We start from the raw sequence: 23,254 nt of genomic DNA, 5'->3' as shown, positions 1-23,254 counted from the left end.
ACTCCTTAGACAGTGAAGTAGCCCGAGCGGCTGAGTGGTAGGCGGCGTTCGCGCACGCCTGTTGCTGCATAAAGGGCATTGACCAGCGCTGCTGCTACTGGAACTGCTCCGGTCTCGCCCACACCTCCAGGACTCTCAACGCTGTCGACGATGTGCACCTCTACAGGAGGCGCATCGCTCATGCGGATTTGTCGATACTGATGGAAGTTGGTTTGCTGAACCTGCCCGTTTTCGATGAGGATCTCGTTGAACAACGCTGCAGATAAACCAAACAGGGTGCCACCTTCCATTTGTGCAGCCACGGATGTTGGGTTGTTCGCAAACCCGCAGTCGATAACGGTCACAAGACGTTTGATTCGCAGACCTTTTTCACCTTGTTTTTCCAACTCCACAATCGTGGCAACAAAGCTACCAAACACTGCCGTTACCGCCACGCCGCGCCCAGATCCAGGAGGCAGGGATTTGTCCCAGTCCGTGAGCTGCGCAGCTTTGTTCAACACGGCTTGCGCACGTGGTTGCGACTGCATCAAGCCAAGTCGATATTTCACAGGATCGACTTTGGCGTTGTGAGCCAGTTCATCGATAAAACACTCCACTGCATACGTGCTGCGCAGAGGCCCAACGCCTCTCCACCAAGAAACTGGAATGACCTCTGGATCGTGCCGTATGTAGCGAACTTGAAGATTTGCCAATGTGTAGATCGGATCTTTCGCGACCTCAACGGCGTCGAAGTCAACCCCATCTGCAGGTAGCCCCCCGAGGTATGCGGCCACGACCGATGCGCCGGCAATACGATGTTCCCATCCCACTGGACGCATGTCTTTGTCGAGTGCAGCACTCAGGCGATCGACGTAGTGCGGGCGATAGCGATCGTGCGTCATATCCTCTTCGCGGCTCCAGACTAATTTGATCGGATAGCTGAGCTTGCGGGCGATATCCACAGCTTGAAAGATGAAATCAGATTCGAGACGTCGGCCAAAACCACCACCGATCAATTGGTTATGAATCACGACTTTTTCGATGGGTAATCCACAAACCTTTGCGGCTCCCATCTGTGCAAGTCCAGGCGCCTGACAGCCAACCCACAACTCGCATTCGTCAGCTCGGACGTGGGCAACGCACGTCATCGGCTCAAGCGGGGAGTGAGATAAGAAGGGCTGCTCATAGATCGCTTCGAACCGGCTCGACGCATTTTTCAGGGCGGTGGCAATATCACCTGCTTTGTGCGCAAAAACACCATCCCCAGCACTTGCTTCGAAAAGGGATTTATCCAGTTGAGCCGAATTGAGACCGGAGTGAGGCCCCATATCCCACTCGATTTCCAGCGCATTGAGAGCTTGCTGACATGCCCAGAAATTTGTGGCCGTGACAGCGACAGCATTGTCCAGACGTACTATGTCTCGAACTCCGGAGACCGCCCGTGCAACCGCCTCATTCTTAAGATCCCGCAGCTTGCCGCCTGAGACAGGACATGTGCGGGTTGAAGCGATGAGCATGCCAGGCAGCTGTAGATCAATGGTGAACTTGGCGCTCCCATTGACCTTATTGGGAGTGTCTAGACGCCGCGCTGGTTTCCCCAGCAATTTGAACTCACTGATGGGCTTAAGTGGAATATCGGCCGGAAGTGGAAGTGGAATTGACGCAGCAGCGTCGACGAGCTCACCGTACCCGGCACTTTGGTTTTTTGGGCCCAGCACTTTCCCGTTCTCGGCGCGGCATTGGCTCGGCGCAACATTCCAGCGCAATGCAGCTGCTTGAATCAACACGATGCGCGCCCCGGCCCCAGCCTTGCGCAATGGCTCCCAACTATAACGGGTTGATGTTGAGCCACCTGTGGCCTGGAAGGTTAGGAGTGGATCGGTGTAGAGAGCGGCGTTGGGCGGGGCCTCGGCGATGGTGACCTGGCTTAAGGGGACTTCAAGCTCTTCGGCGACCATCATTGCGATACCGGTCTGAATACCTTGCCCCATTTCGATCTTGGGTGAGATGACCGTGACTGCGCCGGTATTATCGATACGAACAAATGCGCCGTAACCTTTCTCAGCGTTGTCGCCCAGATTGGCACCCTTAACGATGCCAGCCGCAAAGCTCCGGGAAACCATCGGGGGTAGGTAGGCGCTGACCACCAGGCCACCTAAAACTGCTCCACCTTTGAGCAATCCACGACGTGAGAGCACCGCTGGAGATGAATGAATGTCGGACATGATTATTCCCTCAGGCCTGGCTGACGCTTTTGATGGCTGCTCTTATGCGTGTATACGTAGCGCACCGGCACAAGTTGCCCGACATGGCATCGACGATTTGCTCATCGTTAGCCTTGGGGTGCTCAGTCAGGAGTGCTACAGCGGACATGATCTGTCCTGACTGGCAATAGCCACATTGCACGACCTCATGTTCCAGCCAAGCTTGCTGAACGGCCTGTCCGATAGGCTGTTCAGCAATGCCCTCGATAGTGGTTATCTTCCGACCAGCCACTGCACTGACTGGCAATACACAAGAACGTATTGCATGGCCGTCAAGATGCACTGTGCACACGCCACACTGAGCGATACCACAGCCATATTTGGTTCCAGTCAGACCCATCACATCGCGCAGCACCCAGAGCAGGGGTATGTCATCGGGGACATCCAGCTCATGCTCTGCGCCATTAATTGTCAATTTTTGCATCGCAACCTCTGCAGCTCATCACGGTTGACGCGCATGTTGGACGACTATCCTAAGCATGTGCGCAAGGCTCGGTTTACTCGATTGCCCTGCGTAGATCAGGGCTTGTATTTATGTGTTTAAGCTTTTGAAAAAGCGCATGGGGATTATCCCAAAATTGGCAACTTAGGCAGTGTGGGCAACGTGAACATGACTTTTGCCCCACGCTTACCATCCTCCCGGTTTGCAAGCTGAATCAGACCGCCTGCCGCTTCTACGATCGAGCGACATATCGGTAACCCCATGCCCATGCCTGTGGCTTTAGTAGTGAAAAAGCTTTCAAATAATTTCCCCTCCAGCCCCTGTGCAATGCCTGGGCCGCTGTCCCAGACCTCAAGCCTGACCTCGTCGGAGCTCAAGCTTTCACTTTTGATCACCAACTCCCGTATTGACGAGCCAGCAAAGGCCATTGCTTGGGCTGCGTTCATGACCAAGTTGACTATCACTTGCTGCATCAAAACTCGATCGGCACGAACCAAAGGGAGTGACGCAGCCAAATCTGTAGTCAGCCGCACCGAATGTCTTCTGAGTTCATGGCTCGTGAACTGTAGAGAATCCTGAACCACCTCGTTTATCGCCAAATCGGACTCTTGTGCCGGCCGGCGGAGCGCCATGCTACGAATGCGCGAGATCACATCGTCGGTACGCTGAGCTTCATCGACAATTTGCAGTAGCGCGTTCTCTACCTCGCGCAGGTCAGGTTCTGGCCGTTTCAACCATCGCAGGGCTGCTTGTGCGTAGGTGGAAATCGATGTGAGCGGTTGATTAATTTCATGAGTGATCGAAGCGCTTAGCTCTCCGAGAATTGAAATCCTTGCAGCGTGTGCGAGTTCCGTCTGCATCACCTCTACGGCGTGACGTGCTGCGACCAATTCCGACAGATCAATGATGCCAATTAGAATCACGCCGCGAGCAATGTTTTCCTTGGAAAAACAAGCTGTGAACAGGCATTCGAACTCCTTTTCTTCGAGCGTTCTGAGGCGCGTGACTTCAATATTGTTTGGCAGTCCGGCAAGTGATTTAACGACGCACCGGGCGTAAACCTGAATGCTTTCATCCGGCCAGTAGCGATCAATTGTCCCTAGCATCTCAGTACGATCACCACGTCCAAACAACCTGACGCTGTGATCGTTTAAATCTACGACTTGGGTGTTTCGCATGAAGTCGCGCACGACTTCAGGGTGCGCCAAAAAATGTGCTTCGAGATCGCGTACGCCAGCATCGAGCAGCGCACGGATCTTGGGGCCTACTGCTGTAAAATCGAGCTCCCAAAACGAAGCGGCCATGGCTTGGAACAGATTGCGGTAGCGATACTCACTGGCCTTGAGATGCTGCTCTGTCGCTTTTGCCGACGAGATGTCATAGCCCGTTTCCAAAACACCTATCGGGTTGCCAGCAGCATCCCTGCGCAGTGACCAGCGCGCGTTGACCAAACGGCGGGAGCCCGTTCCGGTTAATCGAGAAAGTTCCCCTTCCCAATACCCGTTCGCCAGCAGCATGGAATCCACCGAGTCGTAGTTTTCTTTTTCATGTCGGCATTGGAGCAACGTGCGAGCATTAGCTCCCAACGCTGTGTGCGACGGCCATCCGTATAGAGCGGCTGAAGCGGAGTTCCAGAAATGGATGTTTCCTTCCATGTCGCGCACGAAGACTGCGTCGTGAAAACGTTCGAAGACTTCAGCCTCAGCGAGAGTGATTGGTGGGGTCATGTGGCCACCCTTAGTATGCTGTTGACTTGTTGGGGCTCCACTTTGCTCAAAGTGGGTATTCACGTTAAATCGCAATTTCAAGAAACCCGACGATGGTGGTTATTGTCTTAAGATCGCTGAGTATTCTGCGATGCCCAAGCCCCTCTGTGATTAGTAGCTCTGAGCTCAACCAAGCTCCGTGCAAGGCTTCAGACTGGGAGAGGTTTACGACTCGGTCACCGGCGTCATGAACGATCAGCCCTTTATGACGAAGCCTAGCGGTCAGCGCCGGAAAGTCTGCAGAGTCCAAGCCTGTTCTCGTAAAGGCCTCTATCCAGCTCTGAAATGCCTCTGCTTTTATTCTTTCGAGCCCACAGGCGTGCGAGATGCCGATCACAATGTTTTTCATTGAGGATGGGCCACAGATATGCACGCTTTTGTTTACAGACAGTCCATTGGCTAGCGCCCAGAGTGCCGCAGTCGATCCACCTGAATGGCTAATCACGCTGTGGAAATCGCCGAGCACCTCAGCCAACGCCAACGCTGCCCTTCCAGCATGAATCATGCTAGAAACCACCCCTTCTGAATCTCCGTGACCCGGCGCGTCAAACAGGGCCACAGAGAAGCCTGCCGCGAGCAGTGGTTCGACAAAACCCATGAGGTGCGAGCCTCGGCTACACCAGCCATGCACAAGCAGTACGCGTGGCCCTTTCCCGAGCGTCCAATACACGACATGTTCCGCATTCACCTTGAGTGTTGATCGTTTCGCGCGGGCGAGAAACTCAAGTTCTGGCGGAGTGGCGCGCACTCTGTCCGGGATAGCAAACGCCCTGCATGCAGCTTCGAGGCTCGGATCCATCGAAAGCAGGTTTTGGAGCGTACTCATGACGTAAGTCCTTGGGCCTGACGCCTCTCAGGCAGTTACTCGGGCTTTGGGAAGTCGACCGTAGTGTCGTTGATGCGATTGAACACGTTGGTGAAGGTGATCACTGAGATCGCTAGCCCAACGTGAACGATTTCTTCGCCGGTGTAGCCTGCTTCCTGAAGCGCCTTCACCTGCGACTCAGGCAGCGTCCCAGGGTTAAGCGCCAAGTAATGTACGAAAGCTACGAGGGCGTCCCGCTTAGTGTCCCCAGTAGCTTGGCCTTCGCGGATGCGATGCATAGCCTCAGGAGACAGCCCGACCATTTTGCCAACCATGCTGTGAGCAGCCACACAGTAATCACAGCCAGCGAGCTCACTGATCACCAGCTTGATTGTTTCTTGATCTGGTTTGGTCAAAGGGCCGCCGGAAAGTACTTTGTCGGCGGCTAGCATTGCTTGGAGCGCAGCAGGTGCCAGTGTTGCGAGTGCGGCGTAGGCATTCGGCACTTTGCCCAACGACTTTTTGATGCTTGCGTAGATTTCTGCAGTCGCGCCAGTTGCCTGGTCTGCTGGAACTGAAGTGAAATGTGCCATCAATGTATCTCCAATTATGAATGTCGTCAGGTGAGAACGATCTGCCCGCGCCTTAGTTGGGCTTGAGCAGAATGGTGGAACAGCCGCCCGAGCTTCTTAGGAATGATCCGGATCGCTAGACGCCCAGGGCCATTGCCTTGGGACGCCTACAGCCTCAATCCAGGTTATCCGTTGTGACTACGGTTTCATGACCAGAACAGCACGCAGCCGGACGTCAGCCCTCATCATTCGGTCGTATGCTTCCTGCGCTTGGTCGAGCGTGAAAGTCTCAATTAGCGGGCGAATATCCTGGAGGCTTGCGAATGCAAGAGTTTGCTCGTTGTCTGCAACTGTGCCCGTGAGAGCACCGGCGACTGACCTTGCGCCAAAGATCAAGTCTGTGGCGTTCACGGTAATGGGTTCGTTTGGTACGGCAACCACGACCAGCTGGCCACGTGGCGACAGTCCTGGGATTGTTTGCGACATTCCCTGTGCGGTCGGTGCTGTGCCCAGCACTACCCGCGCGCCGCCCATGGAGCGCAACACGGCTGCGACGTCTTCAGTGGTGGCGTCAATGTATCTATGCGCGCCCAGCGAGAGCGCTAATTCAGCCTTATTTGCGCCACGGGCGATAGCTACGGTGTGGAAACCCATTTTGCGAGCGAACTGCACACCCAAGTGGCCAAGGCCGCCTAGTCCGTGGATAGCAACCACGTCACCTGCTTGCGCGCCTGAATTGCGCAGTGCATTGAAGGTTGTGAGGCCGGCACACAGAAGAGGAGCCGCTTCAGCTGCATCCAGATCCTCTGGTACCTGAACCAGCCCGCGCGCCTCTGCGAGCATGATTTCGGCGTAGCCACCATCAGTGGTCATGCCAGTGATAACTGGATTTTGGCAAGTTACTGCGTCACCTCGTCGGCAAGACGGGCACGTGCCGTCTTCACCAGCGAGAAAACCCACGCCTACCCGTTGGCCCACCTTCCATCCGTGAACACCTTCACCTAGTGCGTCAATGCGACCGACCACCTCATGCCCAGGCACCCGAGGATAAGGGACACCTGCGAAACCTTCGACAGTTGCGCTGTCAGAGTGGCAGACCCCACAGGCCTCGACTTCAATCCGAACCTGGCCCGGGGCCGGCGTTGGGATTGGCCGTTCTACCAGTTCGAGTTGACCGGGTGCTGTTGCCACAACTGCTCTGTAAGTCGTACGGGATGTCATAAGTCACCTAAATATTTTGTGTTAGGAGCGGATAGCCAGCACCCGCTCGGGCTACATTGAGCGTGAGTTTTCTTCGCTTGTAAGGGAGGGTATGAGCGTCGCGAGTGCAGCCGAGAGCCCGGGATTTGGTCTGCAATTTTCCGTATGTCATGCAATGGTTTTCCACTGTGGATCTCCCGCGCAGTCGCGCTGAAGCAGCAGTCCGTTGCAGTCGTACAGAAAGTTCAGCAGGCCAGCGGCACGGTTGCTCGAACGGTGGCCCGGTTTCTTAGCAGTCACTCATCCAAAGCATGGATGAAGGCTGCGATATGCTTGGCTGCAGTACGGGGATACTGCAGCTGAGGCCCGTGTCCAGAGCTCGGGAAAGTAACTATGTGGAGAGTTGGCAACTGATCGCTCAGGGCGTACCAGTTCTCCACTGGGAAAACGATGTCGTGATCGGCGCCAAGATGCAGTACTGGAATGGCGGTTGTTTTAAGCACGTGGAGTATGGCGTCTACCGGGAATACTGGATTCTTTGGGCCATCTCCCAGCTGTGCTCCCGCCCATTCATGAGGAACCTCTGGACTCGCATCATTCGCTCTCGACTTGATCCGACTCCACGACCGCTCTGCCGCTGCTCTGCTTGAAGCGGATGCGGGCTCAAAAAACAGGCTGACGAAATCCTCGAAATCGTTTTCACGTTTAGCCAAGTCATAAAAAAGCTGTTCGCCCGGCTTGACCAGCTTGCCTGGAGGCGTCGTGGCGATCAGAACCAAGTGACTTACGATTTGCGGCGCCTGTGCGAGGACGATTTGTGCTGCAATTCCCCCAACCGACCAGCCGCCAAGGATCACTTTCCCTAGCTTCAAAGCTGTGATCAGTTCGATGATGTCCTTGGCCAATGAAGCAGGGTTATAACTTTTCTCGCCGGTTGAGCGGCCCAAACCACTGTAGTCGAATACAGTTACCTGGAAGCCCTGATGCACGAGACTGTCGAGGAATACCGGATCCCACGACTCCATCGTTCCTCTAAATCTTACACAGAGTAATAGCGGCTCTCCGTGTCCAAATGTCCTATAAGCGAGAGTCCTACCATTTAGCTCAACGTACCTGGTGGGTGCATTAAGACTTAAAGATTGTTCAGTCATAGCGGCTTGCTCTTTGTTATAAAACACTTGATAGACCGATAGGTCAAAGCGGAGAGGTCAAAGCCACTCTGAGTTGATCTTAAGACTTTTATTAAAGCTAGCAGGTAGGCAGGGTGAATAGGACTCTGGTGCTTATTTAATGTAGGACATGCCTTATGCATGATTTTTTATTTAGCTCGCAAGTAATCACGACACTTGCCGGCTGGTTCCATGCAGTAAAGTTGGCGTTTTAACGTGACTTTCTGATTCTAGTTGGTCTAGGATATCGCGCAGATCATCCCCCGATGAAGTGCCATCCCTTTCGTCGCCTCGCCCGTCCCCATTTCAATTTCGTAGGGTCATCGTGCATCGCGTTGACTAGAATTGAAACGACATTTACGGTCGTGTTTCCGGACATGACGGCCGCTGGAGGGCAAATGCACAGAATCGGTTACTTCTTGACGGAAGGGTTCCAGGTGATGGCACTGGGGACTCAGTCAGTGTTCGAATTCGCGAATGTCGTAGCCAAGGAGCAGGTCTACAGAGTCACCAACTACTCGCTGCCTGGAGGTGTGATCACGTCTTCGATTGGTGCTTCCGTCCATACCGAACAAGCCACTTCTGACTCACAGGCGGACACCTGGATGGTGTCCGGGATAGTTGATCCTTTGGCCCGTGACAGTACCCGTGAAGAGCTGTCATTTGTGCGGGCCGCCGCCGGTCGTGCGCAACGGGTCGGAGGAATGTGCACCGGCGCATTTGTGCTCGCAGAGGCTGGGTTGCTTGAGGGTAGGCGTGTCACGACTCATTGGGCGTATGCAAGTATCCTAAAAGAGCGCTTTCCCAACACGCGTGTAGAGCCTGACCGTATCTTCATCGACGATGGGGCTATCTGGACGTCAGCCGGGCTCTCGTCAGCGATGGATTTGGTTCTTGGCATGGTCGAGAAAGATTTGGGCCACGAAATTGCCAACAAAGTTGCTCGTGTCCTGGTCATGTATCACCGTAGATCTGGGGGGCAGTCCCAGCATTCGGAAATGCTCAAGATAGCGCCTAAGTCTGACCGCATCCAGGTTGCACTTGAGCATGCTAGAGCCCATCTCTCCAGTGATCTGAGCTCAGATGTTTTGGCTAAGGTTGTCCATCTGAGTGAGCGCCAGTTCAGGCGGATATTCCTTTCGGAGACTGGCTTATCGCCGGCGAAAGCTGTGGAACAGCTTCGGCTTGAGACCGCAAGGAACATGATTCAACGTGGGCACCATCCGCTCGAAATTATTGCGAGGGAGACGGGGTTTAGAGACAGGCGCCATTTGCGAGAGGTGTTTATCCGCAAGCTGGGAATTTCCCCTCAGTCGCTCAGGCGCGATGCGCGTGAATAGCTCAATGTGTCTTCAAGTCAAGGATACGTAGCTGCGATCAGGCTTTGTTCATCAGAACGTAAGAAGTCGCGTCCGCTCGGAGGCGCACACGTAGTTGTGCTGCGCCACTATGTATTGGTGGCTACCTAACCTAAGGTATGAATTGACCATAGCGTGACGCTGGTACAAAGTTAACTACGCCGAATTTATTGATTGTAGCACCTAGCCAAATTATCTCTCATCTTTGGATGACGGTTAAGGCGTGCGCGGCAGACTAATGAAGCTGGTTTGGCTAGCAAGTAACTACGTATGTTCTTGAGCTATCCACTATAGGATTTAATCCATGCAGATGACCAACAATACAATCTTTATCACTGGCGGGGCCTCTGGTATTGGACGAGGTTTAGCTGAAGCTTTTCATAAGTTAGGTAATAAGGTCATCATTGCAGGTCGTCGTAAGGCGCTGCTAGATGAGGTCACGGCGGCAAATCCAGGGATGGAGGGGCTCGAACTGGATATCAACGATCCTGCCAGTATCATCAAGGTCTCGCAGACGCTTATCAGCAAGTACCCGACGCTCAATGTGCTAGTGAACAACGCTGGAATAATGCCGTTCGACGACGCCGCTGGCCACATCGACGATGAGACGATGATGGGTACTCTGACGACGAATCTCATGGGGCCCATCCGCCTGACGTCGGCGCTGATCGAGCATTTGAAGTCGCAGCCTCGTGCGGTGATTATTAATAACACGTCCGTACTGGCCTTCGTCCCGCTTGCGGGTAATGCGGTCTACTCAGCTACTAAAGCCGCGCTGCACTCTTACTCTCTTTCTCAGCGCTTCACGTTGCGCGATACATCGGTAACGGTGCAAGAGATCGCGCCACCATGGGTCAATACAGACCTCGTTCATAAAGGCGATGACCCGCGTGCGATGCCACTTGATGCTTTCATTGCCGAGACCATGATAGGGCTAGCCACTGATGTGCCTGAGGTTATGGTAGATGCGATTCGTCCATTGCGAGATAACCCTGGATCCCAAGAGCATGCACTGATCCATGGCTTCAATCTGTCGTTGGTCGACAACCCGATACCAGTGGGCTAATCGGGATTAGATTTCACGTTTGCAAGTCCGTGGCGTTTGAGACATATGCTCAGTTTCGTACTTCACGGACTGCACGCTTAAGGAGTTTGGAATGCCAAGTTTCACCTCTTCGATGCCTTCACTGATGAGCGCCCCGGTCGTCTTTGTGGTGGACGATGACGAAGTCGTGTGTCGAGCCGTTGCAAGCTTGCTGAGGTCAGTTGGTCACAATGTCCACGAATTCTCTGGCCCAGACGAGATGCTCGCCCATCCTCTAGCTAAGGCGGCGGGGTGTCTTGTTCTCGACGTTCGGCTACAGGGGTACAGTGGTTTTGATTTGCAGCATCGACTTTCACAGTCCGGAAATCATATGCCGATCATCTTCATTACCGGCTACGGTGATATTCCGATGTCAGTGCGGGCTATGAAGGCCGGGGCGGTTAACTTCCTGACAAAGCCTTTCAGGTCTCAAGAATTGATTGATGCTGTGCATGACGCGATTGCCATTCATGAGGATCATGTTGAAAAACAGCGTGCGGTTGATTCTCTGCGGAAGCGATTCGAGTGTCTGACTCCAAGAGAGCGCCAAGTCATGGGTGGCGTCGTCAATGGTTCTTTGAATAAGCAAATTGCGAGCGATCTGGATGTGAGCGAAATAACTGTCAAGCTACACCGGGCAAATATGATGCGCAAAATGCATGTGAGTACAATTGCCGATGTAGTTCGTGCTGGGCATCAATTGGAGATTTCGTGATTAACACGCAGTAGTCGCAGTGTTTTCACTAACGATTGCCACATCGGCGCCCTGAATAATGAAACCAAATAAGAGTAAATTTTTCAGTTGAAGAGGTTGTCGCGCGATGGAGTTATCTAAAGTAAAGTTAACCCCGTTCGACTCAATAATGGGTTTTAGATTCGGGAGAATTTCTCCCACGACGAATGAAGTGGGTAGCTCTGGAACCCTGTTAGAATTAGTTTATTCCTCCAAACCTCCTGCGTGCATTCCTGCCAGTTCTCTAGGTGAAGCCGGCGAACTGCCAGTCATCTCTAAGTCTCTCGGACGAGAAGTTGAAGCTTTTAAATCTCCTCCTGAGACGTCTAATGGCTGTCCGCCGAAGCGTGCCCCCCCGAGTCTCGCCTCTTGGCGAGTTAAAAAGGCAAAAAAACTGATGATGAGTCTTATGACTCAGAGCTGTTCTATTGATCAGATAGCAAATGAGTGCGCGATTTCTAGAAGTCATTTTTCCCGAGCATTTAAAAACGCCACCGGGCTTGCTCCGCATGACTGGCTTCAACGAGAAAGAATGCTTAAAGCCGAAGAATTGTTGAGGGCGAAAAGTTTTCCCATCAGTCGTGTTGCCCAAGAATGCGGCTTCTCGGATCAATCATATTTTACCCGTGTGTTCAGACAATCCAAGGGCATTAGCCCACGTCAATGGCAGACAAAGCATTGCTCTGTGACTGTCAGCGATGAACATAAAGTTTTGGATTAGTCGGCTGGTGGATGCATAGCAGCGGAGTCTTCAGCCCTACTCTAATATCTTAATGGATTCGTATCAAATACGAGCATGCTCCAGCATACCGTTCCAATGAAGTGCCAGCGCCAAAAATCCTCCTCTATTCGTCAGAATAATCGGAGCGGCTCATCAGTATTCCCTGTATGGGGCTACGCTTTTTGACTTACTCCTAAATGAAGTCATCCCACCCAGCCGACTACCGCCACCTTACATTCTTGAGGCCCAATCAGACGTTTTCGCGCTAAATCATCGGCGCGTGGATTGCTGGCTTTTAGAATTTCCAAGCAGGAGCACTCATGAATCACCCGCCTCATCCCCCCAGGAGCGATGACAATCCGCCAGTAGTATTTGTGGTGGATGATGAGTTGTCTATTCGCGATTCGCTAGAGTGTTTATTCCGCTCTGTGGGCATTTCTGTTGAGACTTTCGCTTCGGCTACCGAGTTTCTACAGCGGGGAGATCCAGATGCCCCATGCTGCTTACTTTTGGACGTGCGGCTTGAAGGAGCTAGTGGGCTAGATCTCCAGCAAAAATTAATCGAGTCCCATATCGCCATCCCTGTTATTTTTATGACTGGGCACGGGGATATCCCTATGTCTGTTAAGGCTATGAAAGCGGGGGCATTGGACTTCATAGTGAAACCGTTTCGGGATCAGGATCTCGTAGACGCGGTATCAGTTGCACTCAGGACTGACGCTGTACGTCGTGCGGCGTTGTACTCAGATGCAGTAGTACATAGTTGCTATCAGCTGCTGACCAAGCGCGAGAGAGAGATTATGGTCTGCGCTACTCGGGGCCTAATGAATAAAGAAACCGCGAAGCAATTAGGCCTCAGTGAAATTACGGTAAAAATTCATCGTGGCAATGTTATGAGGAAAATGCATGCGAAGTCGTTCGCTGAGCTTGTTCGGATGGCCGAATCTCTCGCTCTGCTCACAAAATGAAGTGTACATACTTGGGTATTATTTTTCTGCGTAGAAACATCCGTTATAGTGGGAGTCAACGACGGGCGCACGCTGCATAATAATCCGTGTCGTCGTGAGTCTAGGACATATAACGTGAATAATGCTCCCCACATTTCTATTGTCGATGACGATACATCCTGTCGGATGGCCCTTGGCAGCCTAGTGCGCTCATTAGGCTACAGGCCTTTTATGTTCTCCTGCGCAGAAGATTTTCTCGCGTCCTCGGAAATCGATGAAACTGATTGTTTGATATCCGATGTGCAAATGCCTGGAATTGATGGGTTAGAATTGCAGCGGATGCTTGCTCAAGATGGGCGTAACATTCCTACCATCTTCATTACTGCATATCCTAAAGAGTCTGTAAGCACACGAGCCGTAGCCGCTGGCGCTGTTTGCTTTTTGGCTAAGCCCTACAATGCCCAAGCGATCATCGAATGCATTGAACAAATCGTGCTCAAAGGCTGAATTGTAGATAGCCGCAGCTGCCAGTGCCTCCGTTTGCCACGTTGACCGCCTGAGAAATGCATACGGTCGCCCTGATTGCTAGCTTGTCACCCTGCAGAAATCTGCAGGGCATGGCCAGCCTCTGATTGCGATAGTTTTCTAGAATCCTTCCAAAACAACCTTCCCCTTGGCAGTGTTGCTTTCGATCAAGGCATGGGCTCGCCGAAGGTTTTCTGCGCTTATCACTCCCAGGTGTGATCCGGTAGTGGTGACCAATACTCCGGAATCGACCAGCTCCGCCATCCTTTCTAGCAGTTGGTGCTGTTTGAGCATCGCCTGCGTGCGGTACATGGAGCGGGTGAACATAAACTCCCAGTGCAGAGAGATGGACTTGCGCTTTAGTGGCATCGCATCGAGCGTTGCGGGGTCGTCGATGAGTGCGAAATTGCCTTCAGGTTTGAGTAGGGCAACTATCTGGTCGTAGTAGGTTTCCGTATGAGTCAGGCTGATCACGTGATCGACCTCTTTGTGCCCAAGGTCATTAAGTTGCGCCAACAATGGTTCCTTGTGGTTAATCACGTGATGAGCTCCAAGTCCGCTAACCCAGTCTCTCGTCTCTGGTCGTGATGCGGTACCGATGACAGTCAACATCGTTAATCTGCGTGCCAGTTGAACCAGAATCGACCCTACGCCACCGCCTGCTCCAATGATCAGCAGGGTCTCACCTTTTCCTGCACCTTCCTGGATGCTCAAGCGATCAAACAGCAGCTCCCAGGCGGTAATACTGGTAAGGGGTAAAGAGGCGGCATCGGCTACTGAGATTGATGAAGGCCGATGGCCTGCAATGCGCTCATCCACCAATCCATATTCAGAGTAGCTACCAGGCCGAGTGATGTCCCCTGCATACCAAACTTGGTCGCCTACCTGGAAGAGGGTCACGTCTGCACCTACAGCCTCCACGGTGCCGGCGGCGTCCCATCCGAGGATACGCGGTGCGGCGGTGGGCATGGCCTGGCGTAGCTTGCTATCAACTGGATTGACCGATATCGCCTGGATTTTTACTAACAGATCCCTCGGGCCAGGCTGCGGCTTCGGTAGGTCGATTTCATACAGAGACTTGGCGCTGTCAATAGGCAGGCCCGGTTGATCGTAAACGATAGCTTTCATGGCATTAACCTTGGGGAGTGGTTTTTGTGCTGCTCAGAATTGTCAAACGGGCGTGGGGCGGGGACTTGCGAGGTTTACCGAGGGGATGAAAGTCGCGTAATGAATTGATGCTATAAATTACGAGGTTCATGCCATCCACGCATCGCTCCGTTAATTTGCATGCTGCATTACGTAGATAATAAATTAAACGACATTTATGTCCGCTATTCCGGACATTGTTTAAGTTGAGAAACCTGTGTTCCTATGGGTGGCAATACCGGCTGGGTAATTTATTAGAAAGTTGACAAATCATGACTCTCTCGTTGTTGTTAGACCGATACGTAGCATGGCTTCTGTGTTGACACGCGCCGGTTTTACGCAATTTTTATCGCCCTAAACGCCTTTGCTAGGTCATCCCATACTTCAGTATACCTGTGCTACGGTATAGCTAGTAACGTCCTCCTTCTTTGCACAAGATGGCTCTCATTCCCTATGGAACGTATTCAATAACCATCTGCGTGGATACTGCAATCCTGACTAGCATCTTAGAAATGACAGCTTTCTGGATATTCCTAGATCGCTGGCTTGCACCCATCAGCAAAGGATATTCAAATGAGCGATCTAATCGATTTAGTCATTAATGCCGCAGGCGGAATGGACAAATTCAATGCCTTTCGGCAAGTGTCCGCAGACCTCTACCACACTGGCGGGTTGTGGTCGCTTAAGCAATGCGACGACGTACTGACCAAGTCTCGGGTAACAGTTCAATTGCACGAGCAGCACGTGTCCCACGGCCCGTTTGCGCCAACCCAGGAACATTCGATCTATACGCCTTCCAGAGTCGAAATTCGCGACGAGAATGAAGCTTTGGTGGAATTCCTGAATCACCCTCGTGCTTCCTTCGCCGGCTTCGAAATGGAAACGCCATGGTCAAGGCCTCAGTTGGCGTATTTTGCGGGATACACGATGTCGACCTATTTAAGGTCGCCCTTTCTGCTGAGATTGCCAGGCGTTCGTGCCAAGGAAATCGAGCCTTGGATCATAGACGGTCTGCCTCTGCGCCGTTTGCGGGTTGAATTTGCGTCCAATATTGCCACCCACAGTCAAGTACAGATCTTTTACTTCGACACTGATGGGTTGCTGCGCCGTCATGATTACGAGGTGGATATCCAAGGTCGAAATGCGGCAGCGCGTTACCTCAGTGATTACGTTGAGGTACAGGGCATCAAGATGCCAACACGCTTCCGAATCTACCCTCGGACTTCCGACAACGTGGCGCTGCCTGAGCCACTGATCGTCGGTGTTGAGCTCTCATCGTTCCATTTCGAGTAACTTCTTTTTCACCAACGGGCATGTGGCCCCCCGTGTAGTAACCGCGACATGGTAGGTACGCAGGCGCTGTGGAAAGGGCAGCAATCCAGGTAGATCAGCAACGTGTCCAAAGATGGATGAATAAAAACTTCCAAGGACATTGATTGCCCGTCGCTCGGCTTACCCCAATCGGCCACCTTAAGACGTCGCCGTTCTCGGAGGGCGCCGATTACGACCTGGGCATAATGCAAGTAATTTTAATCATTACTGAGTTTATTGGCTAACTGCAGTTGAGCTCTTATATTAAAGACAAACAGGACATAGATAATTATGAAGCACTCTCAATCAGCCCTTCAGGATGTACTTTTGCTGGCCAGTAGCCTCGACAAAATCGGCGTTCATCTGATCCGCCTAGGTGTTGCTGTGATCTTTCTATGGATTGGAGCCCTGAAATTCGTACCCTATGAAGCCGACAGCATAACGCCCTTTGTTGCCAATAATCCGGTGATGTCTTTGTTTTATGCGCACCCAGATCAGTATAAAGAACACCTTACACATGAAGGGCAGCTCGATCCGAACAAACGCGAATGGCAGACTGAAAATCATACTTACAGCTTTTCCAAAGGCTTGGGTACCGTCGAAATTGGGATTGGCCTACTTGTGCTGTCGTATCTGTTTTCACGCAGACTCGGCATGGTTGGATCTGTATTAGCTTTTCTAACTCCGATAGTGACTTTATCCTTTCTCATCACGACCCCCGAAGCGTGGGTACAGAGTATGGGGGACAGCGAGTTCGGCTTTCCCTACTTGTCAGGCGGCGGAAGGCTTGTGCTTAAAGACGTTCTGATGCTGGCCGGAGGAGTTGTCATGATTGCCGATTCCGCTCGCCAGTTGCTTCAAAGCAGACCAGCACATGATTGGCCAACAGTGGAACAGGGCTAGGGCCTAGGTGTTGCCCCCTAATATCATCAGAAGCACAGACGAATTTATCGCCGTACCGCATCAAGCACCCGGAAAACGCTGGCCAGGTGCTCGAAATCACTAGGTCAGGGCCGCATCCTTGATCTGGTAGAAACAGTCGCTCTTTTCCAGCTCCCGTGACAGTTGATCACACCTGTCTACTTGGACGGATTCGCGGGAGCTGTTTTTTTCTTGGCTTCACATTCAATTGTAACGGCTAAACTTTTCTTTTCGAGTTGTGCTCGGCGTAGTTCTTACCTGGTGATCGTGTGCAACAAATCCTGGGACGGTGTTGCATAGACTCTGATTCTCAACGCCCATGCGTACAGCCCAGACGTCCGCTTTCGCTATCTCCTTACCCCAAACGCACATTCGCTTGATCTTCGGCCAATCACCGCACCAAGCAGCAAGCTGCTCCGGCCCGAACTACTTGAGCGCAGGCCCCTCGTACCTAAATTTGCTCCTGCCTCCGATGGTCATTCGGGGGGCATTAGCTGGACATACCTTAAGGAGTTGCTTGTCTCGCACCGATCCTGTCACACCTTCAAGAACACAGCTCCGGTCATCCGGCACAGCTCCCCAAGATCGTCTGACCATGCGCAGTGACCGTCCGGAACAAAGTCGTGCATAAAGGAAATGAGACGAACAAACAAAAAAATGAGCTAATCACATACGACGCGAAATTTATCATTTTTTAAGATGAGCCCATCAAATCTCAAGGGCCATTGCCATGACTGCTACCGATTCAAAAATCCATATGCTGCTTAGTAAAGTGAGCCACCTCGACAAACTTGGTATCCATCTTATCAGGATTGGTGTTGCAATTATCTTTCTCTGGATAGGCGCACTAAAATTCGTGCCTTACGAAGCTGACAGCATTACGCCTTTTGTTGCCAATAGTCCGGTGATGTCGTTCTTCTATGAACATCCTCATGAGTACAAAGAGCACCTGACACATGAAGGCCAACTGGATCCAGCAAAACGTGAGTGGCAACAGGCAAACAATACTTATGGCTTTTCTGCCGGTTTAGGCACCGTTGAAATACTCATTGGCCTGCTGGTGTTGTCCTATGCGTTCTCACGCAAGCTTGGAATGGTGGGCTCTGTACTAGCTTTCCTGACACCACTGGTCACGTTATCGTTTTTGATCACTACTCCAGAAGCGTGGGTGGCAAGTTTGGGTGACGCTGATTTTGGCTTTCCTTACCTTTCGGGCGGCGGCAGGCTTGTTCTCAAAGACGTACTGATGCTAGCCGGTGGCGTAGTAATGATTGCCGACTCGGCACGAGAAATTCTTATTCATGAATCTTTGAAAAATCAAACAGAGGATTTGTAATGAGAAAGCTATTTGTATCTGCAATTTTGATCATGAGTGTATCTAGCGCGTTCGCAGACGATTCATCGTCGCAGTCGGTGAGACCTCAGTTAGACATTGCAAAAGTAGTAAGTCAAACCGTCGACACTGATATGTGTGGCCTGGAGCCGATGCAGCTGATCTATAAGGATTCGAAGGGTGAGCTTCATACCTTGGACTACCTGATTCAAGGCAGTGGCTGTTCAAACGGTTGAGTCCTTGGCCTCGCTTTAGTAGAAGGATTTGTTGGGTTGAGACAAGTCCTTCTCCAAACCATTAACAGTGCGGCTTAAGGAGGCTGAGTTGGAGCTAATATTTGAGCAGATTATGGGCCGACTTATCTTATAAACGCTTATTGGGGTGGTTGAGTACGTGGGATTAATTATGTAATCTAAACTCAAGCTCCCATCTGACGTGAAGATATGAACGCCATCGATTCGCTTATCACACTATCCAATGTTCAGGGGAGCCTGAACTTGCGCTGTCAGTTTCAAGGAGACTGGGCTCTTGATCATTTGCAAGAGGCCATAGGCGTAGCGCCTTACCATATTGTGCTTGCCGGGCAATGCACAATGGAGCTACCCGACGGTCGTCGCATAAGACTCGCCGCAGGCGACATTCTGGTACTACCTAGCGGCAGCGGCCATGTTTTGCTAAGTAACGGGCGACCTGTACCACCTACAAAACCGCGCCGTGACTCTGGTGGATTACTGCCAATCCAGCGATTCGGGGAAGGCAGCGAACTGGATTTGTTGTGTGGACATTTTCTCTACCAGCGCGATTCAATATTGTTCGCTGCGCTTCCTGATTACGTGCTGATTTCGGGAGATGCTTCGATATCTACGGCGCCACTGCATTCACTCGTATCTTTACTGAGAAGCGAAGCTGATTTAAATCAAATGGGAGGTCAGTTCATCGTGAATGCGCTGACGTCTGCTTTGTTCGCGCTGGTGCTGCGTGCACACCTAGAACAGTCACCTCAGACTGAAGGTACCTTCGCATTGTTGGGGGACAAACGCCTTGGCCCTGCTTGGCAAGCCATGCTTAATGACCCCGCCCACGATTGGAGTGTCGATACGCTTGCAGCATTAGCCAACATGTCGCGTGCGACCTTCATGCGGGCGTTTAACAAGGTCAGTGGCAGCTCCCCATGGATCCTCTTGACGAAGGTTCGTATGGCGCTTGCATATGGATTGGTAACTCGTACTCAAGACGGCTTGAGCGACATTGCCGCGCAAGTGGGCTATCAGTCCCAAGCTGCATTTAGCAAGGTATTCAAAGAAACATACGGTGTCGCCCCTGGGCAAATTCGGCGAGAACAGCCAGCCTAATAACACTTATGAAGGTAGCGGTACGATGCAAATCTGTCTGTAAGACCGTAGGCATAAAAGTAAGATCATCGCTTAGGCACTCAAGTCCAAGCTAGTCATCGGCGAGAGTTTGATCGCTGGAGAAAGCGATTACCTCTCTCGGATCGCACACACACACACACACACACACACACACACACACGATTGCGTTGGCCGAGTACTTTGGGGACACTGAAAATACCATACGCTGGTTGTCCAAACCAAAGTCTCGCCTCTCGGGTAGAAGCCCCGTTGAGATGCTTTCAACCACGTCTGGATTGCGCCAAGTGGAGGCGATTATTGTTCAGGCAATGGAACGAATGTCGTTCTAATCCTCTTCACCAAAGGCTGGTGGACACCGCTCGCTCGGCATCAAGTGAGTAATCTATTTATGCAACGAATGCCGGGTGTAAAGAAATACCCCGCACCGGTCGCGAGCACAAAGTCGCCTGCTAGAGTCACCGAAATTTGCTTGCCGTCCACTGTCATCTGCAGTTGCCGACCACCCGGTGGTGCGCGACCGATGATCGGATCGATTCCTCCGGCAATAGGCCGCGTCGGATCGCCTACCCACTCGTTCATAAGCCGAAAGAATCCATGCTGAATAGATGTCTGGTAACTCATGAACATTAACCCGCGATCGGCACCGTCTTCTACACCGTGCCAATCCGGCCCGAATGGAATGCCCCGCCGCAGCATTTGGCTGCGGAGCGTGCTTCCGACGCCGCCGAAGTCATGGCTCTGGTCGCGCGGATTGACCTTGCGGATGTGTCCAAAAAACGGGCAACTTTTCCCTGTCGGATCCGCGCCAGCTCCCGGAAATTCATAATCTCCGTTTTTGTCGTTCAGCGTGACTGCCGCAATTGGAGTCAAGAACCTGAATCCATTCAACCTGTAGAATTTTCCTGATATCTCATCAACCTCCTTGTCTGGCGAAAGGGAGACAGGTGTGCCGTCACGCCATCGACCTACACAGCGCGACGCAGCCCGCTCACTTGTCCACTCCGTTCCGGTGCTTGCGGTCAGCTGATTGGCGAGGTTCGCCATCGCACGCCAGAACAATCCCACGTCTTGGCTCAAGCGCCGAATCACTAGCAACGATCCATTCATGAGCAGCGACTCACATTCACCCACAATGGCACCGGGCTGTTGCTGCGCGTCCGGATCGAGCCCCGGATAACCGAATATGAACTGACCGGGCCAAGTCAACAATTGCCCTGGCCGCGCCCACATACGCGCCTGTGGATGGCTGGCGGGGTAGGCACGCGGCGTTAGATAGGTGTCGGGATCCACGCGACCACGAATACCCGGCTGGGAAATACCGTCGACAAAACCGAAGTGCTCTGCATCGCGTTCGATTCTGCGTCCACATTCTCGCAGCACGATCGTGCAACTCTCTCCAAGCATCGCCACGTAATGGCCGGTGGTGGAAATCACTTCCGCTTGGTCTGCTGATGCAATGATCAGGAGAACATCGGGTTCAGTTTCAGGCGTACTACCAAACTGCCACCTTGCGGGCATTCCATTAGCATCAATTTCATCACCGATTGCGGCGGCACTCCGCGCGGCCCCCATTTGGAAGATTGGGTCAACTATCCTCGCCGGATCCTCTCCCAGCTTGGCAATGCCTGCCTTGGAGAAGGCCATCGCGACGCTGAGCTGAGCTTCAGCCGTCGGCACGCCGCCAGCAAGCGCAACCGTGCGACGACGCGCTTTATCAGCAGCAGATGCTCTTCCTGGCGTTACATCGGCGGCTACTATCCTTAGTGCAGCTTTCGCATTCACCACGTCTTCGGGTTTGAAACGAATGCCGAGAAGCATTTCGTATGCCCGTCCGAACCCTGTCAGAAGATGGCCCTGAATGTCGTCGACTTCAAGAAGCGGCTCCTCGACACTCATGGCATCTTGGCCCGATTCGAAGGAATATCCGGCGCGATCAGAAGATCATCTCCGACAGGGGCGGTTTCCGTCTGAGCAGGAAGCAGTTCCTCGAGAATGCCATTGAGCTTGTCCACCTTGACACCAAAGGTCGTGAGCTTCGCTTTCAAGAATATCGAAGTCCCGACATTCGGAATCTCGTCCGACCAATCATCTTTGGTGAGATCGGAGCAACCGCGTCCATCACCACCCGCGAACGTGCCAAAGAAACCCGGACTATCCGGATTGCGACAGATAAGGCCTTCGCGGCAGCCAGTGACAGTCTGATCCGCGCCGCCGTTCTTCACATCGGCATAGAGCACCATGGTGATTTTACGTGCTACCTGCCCGCCACGCTTAAGTGGACGATTATCGAGGAAGCAGTCGCCCAGGGCCCAGTTGGCCCCGACGGGGGCTTCGAGCTTTATATGGAGCTTGCGCGGTTGGTTCGCTTGGTTGGTGCCACGGGTAAGAGTCAACACCTCTTTTTCCGCAACACTTACTCTCCCAACGGATGTTTCGCGTTCAAGTGTCGAAAGATCGACCCGCCCTATGTAAAGCCCGATCGGATCCGTGAGTGATACTCGATTGCCTGCGGAAATTTGGATACCGACCTGCTCGCCTATGCTCGGGTCGCTGCTTCTATTGATTGCGCCATAGCCGGCGCAGGCGATTCTAGTCAGCGCGGGATCATCGTCATAGGCGGGATCTGGCCCGTCTATATCGGCCTGACACACCCGTGACGCAACTGCGGCCAGATTGATCTCGGCGCCGAGCGTATTCGCCCAGTGGGTGAGGTGAACTACCCCATCGGTCGAGTTCCACTTGTTAAAGCCGTTGTAGCGGCCTTTCTTGTAGAGTTGAAGCCACGAGCCGACGCCCTTTTTGTCTTCCCCGTAGACCATCAACGGTTCAGGGAAAAACAAGTCATCTCGTTCTACCTGGGGCCCAACCAGCTCTTGGTAACGTTTTAGCACGAGTTCAGGCTCTTTCTCGGCAATGTACGTCCAATACTCGGGTGGCTCAGCAGTAAATGAGAGGCGGATTAATTTACCCGTATCGTCTCTGTCGGCATGCCACTCGACATATTCGTCCTGTTGGCGATAGCAGATCGGCACTTCCGTACCCGATCCCGAACCGAGCCTCGCTCGGCGCGCGAGACGCTTTCGCGTCGGATCCAGGAGATGGGCGAGGTGTGCATTGACGGTTCGCGGCGCTGGCTTTCCGTCCTTGCCGTTCTCCCACCAGAAGAAATTCTCGATGACTACGTCAGCAGTCGCCTCAGCCTCCGCTTGCTTATCGGGCGTAGGATTGCTCAACACCTTGTGCCAGCGATCGAGTGCACGCGGAAAGCCATTCCACGGTATAGGTGCCGAAGCGTCAGCCTTAACTTTGCGCGGGTCGAAATAGTTGGGACTGATTTCACAAGCTCCCAAAACACGTTCGCCTTGTGAATTTGTATAGCCATTGAGATTCCCATCGCGGGCCGTGCTCCAGCCATTGGCGAGCTGCTCTAAGCTGTTGTTCTGTGCTTGAGAAAAATCCGTAGCACCAATATCTGCGGGCGTTCGAAGCAGTTTCATTCCATGAACCTCCTGTTGTTCGCTCCGCACACTTCGTCTTGGCCAAGGGCAGCCAATCGAACGGACGAGACCAGAGGAACTATAGGATATGGGCAGGAATTTGCCTGA

General features: G+C 52.6%; 22 protein-coding genes. 12 read left to right on the top strand and 10 right to left on the bottom strand.

Going from position 1 to position 23,254, the window contains the following annotated elements; all coding sequences use genetic code 11:
• Positions 1 to 5: 5 nt before the first annotated feature.
• The 7 genes from ACWKV9_RS24235 to ACWKV9_RS24205 form a co-directional block, all read right to left on the bottom strand.
• Positions 6 to 2,204, bottom strand: coding sequence for a xanthine dehydrogenase family protein molybdopterin-binding subunit (locus ACWKV9_RS24235; RefSeq protein WP_483838641.1), 2,199 nt, complete (start codon positions 2,202 to 2,204; stop codon positions 6 to 8).
• A gap of 10 nt (positions 2,205 to 2,214) precedes the next feature.
• Positions 2,215 to 2,667 (bottom strand): (2Fe-2S)-binding protein, encoded by a 453-nt coding sequence (locus tag ACWKV9_RS24230; RefSeq protein WP_483838640.1) that lies wholly within the window; start codon positions 2,665 to 2,667, stop codon positions 2,215 to 2,217.
• Between the two features lie 143 nt (positions 2,668 to 2,810).
• Positions 2,811 to 4,412: a PAS domain-containing sensor histidine kinase gene (locus ACWKV9_RS24225; protein WP_483838639.1), complete on the bottom strand. Its 1,602-nt coding sequence runs from the start codon at positions 4,410 to 4,412 to the stop codon at positions 2,811 to 2,813.
• A gap of 64 nt (positions 4,413 to 4,476) precedes the next feature.
• Entirely contained in the window at positions 4,477 to 5,277 is an 801-nt protein-coding gene (locus ACWKV9_RS24220) for an alpha/beta hydrolase (protein ID WP_483838638.1), read from the bottom strand.
• Between the two features lie 35 nt (positions 5,278 to 5,312).
• On the bottom strand, positions 5,313 to 5,849 hold the full coding sequence (locus ACWKV9_RS24215; RefSeq protein WP_483838637.1) for a carboxymuconolactone decarboxylase family protein: 537 nt from the start codon (positions 5,847 to 5,849) through the stop codon (positions 5,313 to 5,315).
• A gap of 177 nt (positions 5,850 to 6,026) precedes the next feature.
• Positions 6,027 to 7,049, bottom strand: a complete 1,023-nt coding sequence (locus tag ACWKV9_RS24210; RefSeq protein WP_483838636.1) for an alcohol dehydrogenase catalytic domain-containing protein — start codon at positions 7,047 to 7,049, stop codon at positions 6,027 to 6,029.
• Positions 7,050 to 7,324: 275 nt separating this feature from the next.
• Complete coding sequence (locus ACWKV9_RS24205) at positions 7,325 to 8,179, bottom strand: alpha/beta fold hydrolase (protein ID WP_483838635.1); 855 nt, start codon at positions 8,177 to 8,179, stop codon at positions 7,325 to 7,327.
• Between the two features lie 416 nt (positions 8,180 to 8,595).
• Between ACWKV9_RS24205 and ACWKV9_RS24200 the strand changes: the two genes are divergently transcribed.
• The 6 genes from ACWKV9_RS24200 (at position 8,596) to ACWKV9_RS24175 (ending at position 13,547) form a co-directional block, all read left to right on the top strand.
• Positions 8,596 to 9,537 carry a GlxA family transcriptional regulator gene (locus tag ACWKV9_RS24200; protein WP_483838634.1) on the top strand — a complete coding sequence of 314 codons (942 nt, stop codon included), beginning with the start codon at positions 8,596 to 8,598 and terminating at the stop codon, positions 9,535 to 9,537.
• Positions 9,538 to 9,859: 322 nt separating this feature from the next.
• Positions 9,860 to 10,621 carry an SDR family oxidoreductase gene (locus ACWKV9_RS24195; RefSeq protein WP_483838633.1) on the top strand — a complete coding sequence of 254 codons (762 nt, stop codon included), beginning with the start codon at positions 9,860 to 9,862 and terminating at the stop codon, positions 10,619 to 10,621.
• A gap of 91 nt (positions 10,622 to 10,712) precedes the next feature.
• Positions 10,713 to 11,354 carry a response regulator transcription factor gene (locus ACWKV9_RS24190; RefSeq protein WP_483838632.1) on the top strand — a complete coding sequence of 214 codons (642 nt, stop codon included), beginning with the start codon at positions 10,713 to 10,715 and terminating at the stop codon, positions 11,352 to 11,354.
• A gap of 106 nt (positions 11,355 to 11,460) precedes the next feature.
• Positions 11,461 to 12,093: a helix-turn-helix domain-containing protein gene (locus ACWKV9_RS24185; RefSeq protein ID WP_483838631.1), complete on the top strand. Its 633-nt coding sequence runs from the start codon at positions 11,461 to 11,463 to the stop codon at positions 12,091 to 12,093.
• A gap of 320 nt (positions 12,094 to 12,413) precedes the next feature.
• Positions 12,414 to 13,061, top strand: a complete 648-nt coding sequence (locus tag ACWKV9_RS24180; RefSeq protein WP_483838630.1) for a response regulator transcription factor — start codon at positions 12,414 to 12,416, stop codon at positions 13,059 to 13,061.
• A 114-nt stretch (positions 13,062 to 13,175) separates the two neighbouring features.
• On the top strand, positions 13,176 to 13,547 hold the full coding sequence (locus ACWKV9_RS24175) for a response regulator transcription factor (protein WP_483838629.1): 372 nt from the start codon (positions 13,176 to 13,178) through the stop codon (positions 13,545 to 13,547).
• A gap of 138 nt (positions 13,548 to 13,685) precedes the next feature.
• Here the strand turns inward: ACWKV9_RS24175 and ACWKV9_RS24170 are convergent, their stop codons facing one another.
• Positions 13,686 to 14,693, bottom strand: coding sequence for a zinc-binding alcohol dehydrogenase family protein (locus ACWKV9_RS24170; protein ID WP_483838628.1), 1,008 nt, complete (start codon positions 14,691 to 14,693; stop codon positions 13,686 to 13,688).
• A 591-nt stretch (positions 14,694 to 15,284) separates the two neighbouring features.
• On the opposite strand from ACWKV9_RS24170, the gene ACWKV9_RS24165 reads away from it, so the two are divergent.
• From ACWKV9_RS24165 to ACWKV9_RS24140, 6 genes are all read left to right on the top strand, one after another.
• Positions 15,285 to 16,004, top strand: a complete 720-nt coding sequence (locus tag ACWKV9_RS24165; protein WP_483838627.1) for a hypothetical protein — start codon at positions 15,285 to 15,287, stop codon at positions 16,002 to 16,004.
• A gap of 309 nt (positions 16,005 to 16,313) precedes the next feature.
• The gene (gene rclC, locus ACWKV9_RS24160) at positions 16,314 to 16,925 is read left to right on the top strand and encodes a reactive chlorine resistance membrane protein RclC (protein WP_483838626.1); all 612 of its coding nucleotides are present in this window, start codon (positions 16,314 to 16,316) and stop codon (positions 16,923 to 16,925) included.
• Between the two features lie 748 nt (positions 16,926 to 17,673).
• Positions 17,674 to 18,279, top strand: coding sequence for a reactive chlorine resistance membrane protein RclC (rclC, locus tag ACWKV9_RS24155; protein ID WP_483838625.1), 606 nt, complete (start codon positions 17,674 to 17,676; stop codon positions 18,277 to 18,279).
• The gene (locus ACWKV9_RS24150; protein WP_483838624.1) at positions 18,279 to 18,512 is read left to right on the top strand and encodes a DUF2790 domain-containing protein; all 234 of its coding nucleotides are present in this window, start codon (positions 18,279 to 18,281) and stop codon (positions 18,510 to 18,512) included. Before rclC (ACWKV9_RS24155) ends, ACWKV9_RS24150 begins: the two co-directional genes overlap by 1 nt.
• Positions 18,513 to 18,719: 207 nt before the next feature.
• The gene (locus ACWKV9_RS24145) at positions 18,720 to 19,628 is read left to right on the top strand and encodes an AraC family transcriptional regulator (protein WP_483838623.1); all 909 of its coding nucleotides are present in this window, start codon (positions 18,720 to 18,722) and stop codon (positions 19,626 to 19,628) included.
• Positions 19,629 to 19,816: 188 nt separating this feature from the next.
• Positions 19,817 to 19,978, top strand: coding sequence for an MbcA/ParS/Xre antitoxin family protein (locus ACWKV9_RS24140; protein WP_483838622.1), 162 nt, complete (start codon positions 19,817 to 19,819; stop codon positions 19,976 to 19,978).
• Between the two features lie 40 nt (positions 19,979 to 20,018).
• Here ACWKV9_RS24140 and ACWKV9_RS24135 read toward each other — a convergent pair whose 3' ends face one another.
• Positions 20,019 to 21,545, bottom strand: a complete 1,527-nt coding sequence (locus tag ACWKV9_RS24135) for a Dyp-type peroxidase (protein ID WP_483838621.1) — start codon at positions 21,543 to 21,545, stop codon at positions 20,019 to 20,021.
• Positions 21,542 to 23,146: a hypothetical protein gene (locus ACWKV9_RS24130; protein ID WP_483838620.1), complete on the bottom strand. Its 1,605-nt coding sequence runs from the start codon at positions 23,144 to 23,146 to the stop codon at positions 21,542 to 21,544. Before ACWKV9_RS24130 ends, ACWKV9_RS24135 begins: the two co-directional genes overlap by 4 nt.
• Between the last annotated feature and the right edge of the window lie 108 nt (positions 23,147 to 23,254).

This window comes from Pseudomonas corni (genome assembly GCF_057128765.1).
This window is presented reverse-complemented; position numbering and strand designations above follow the sequence as displayed.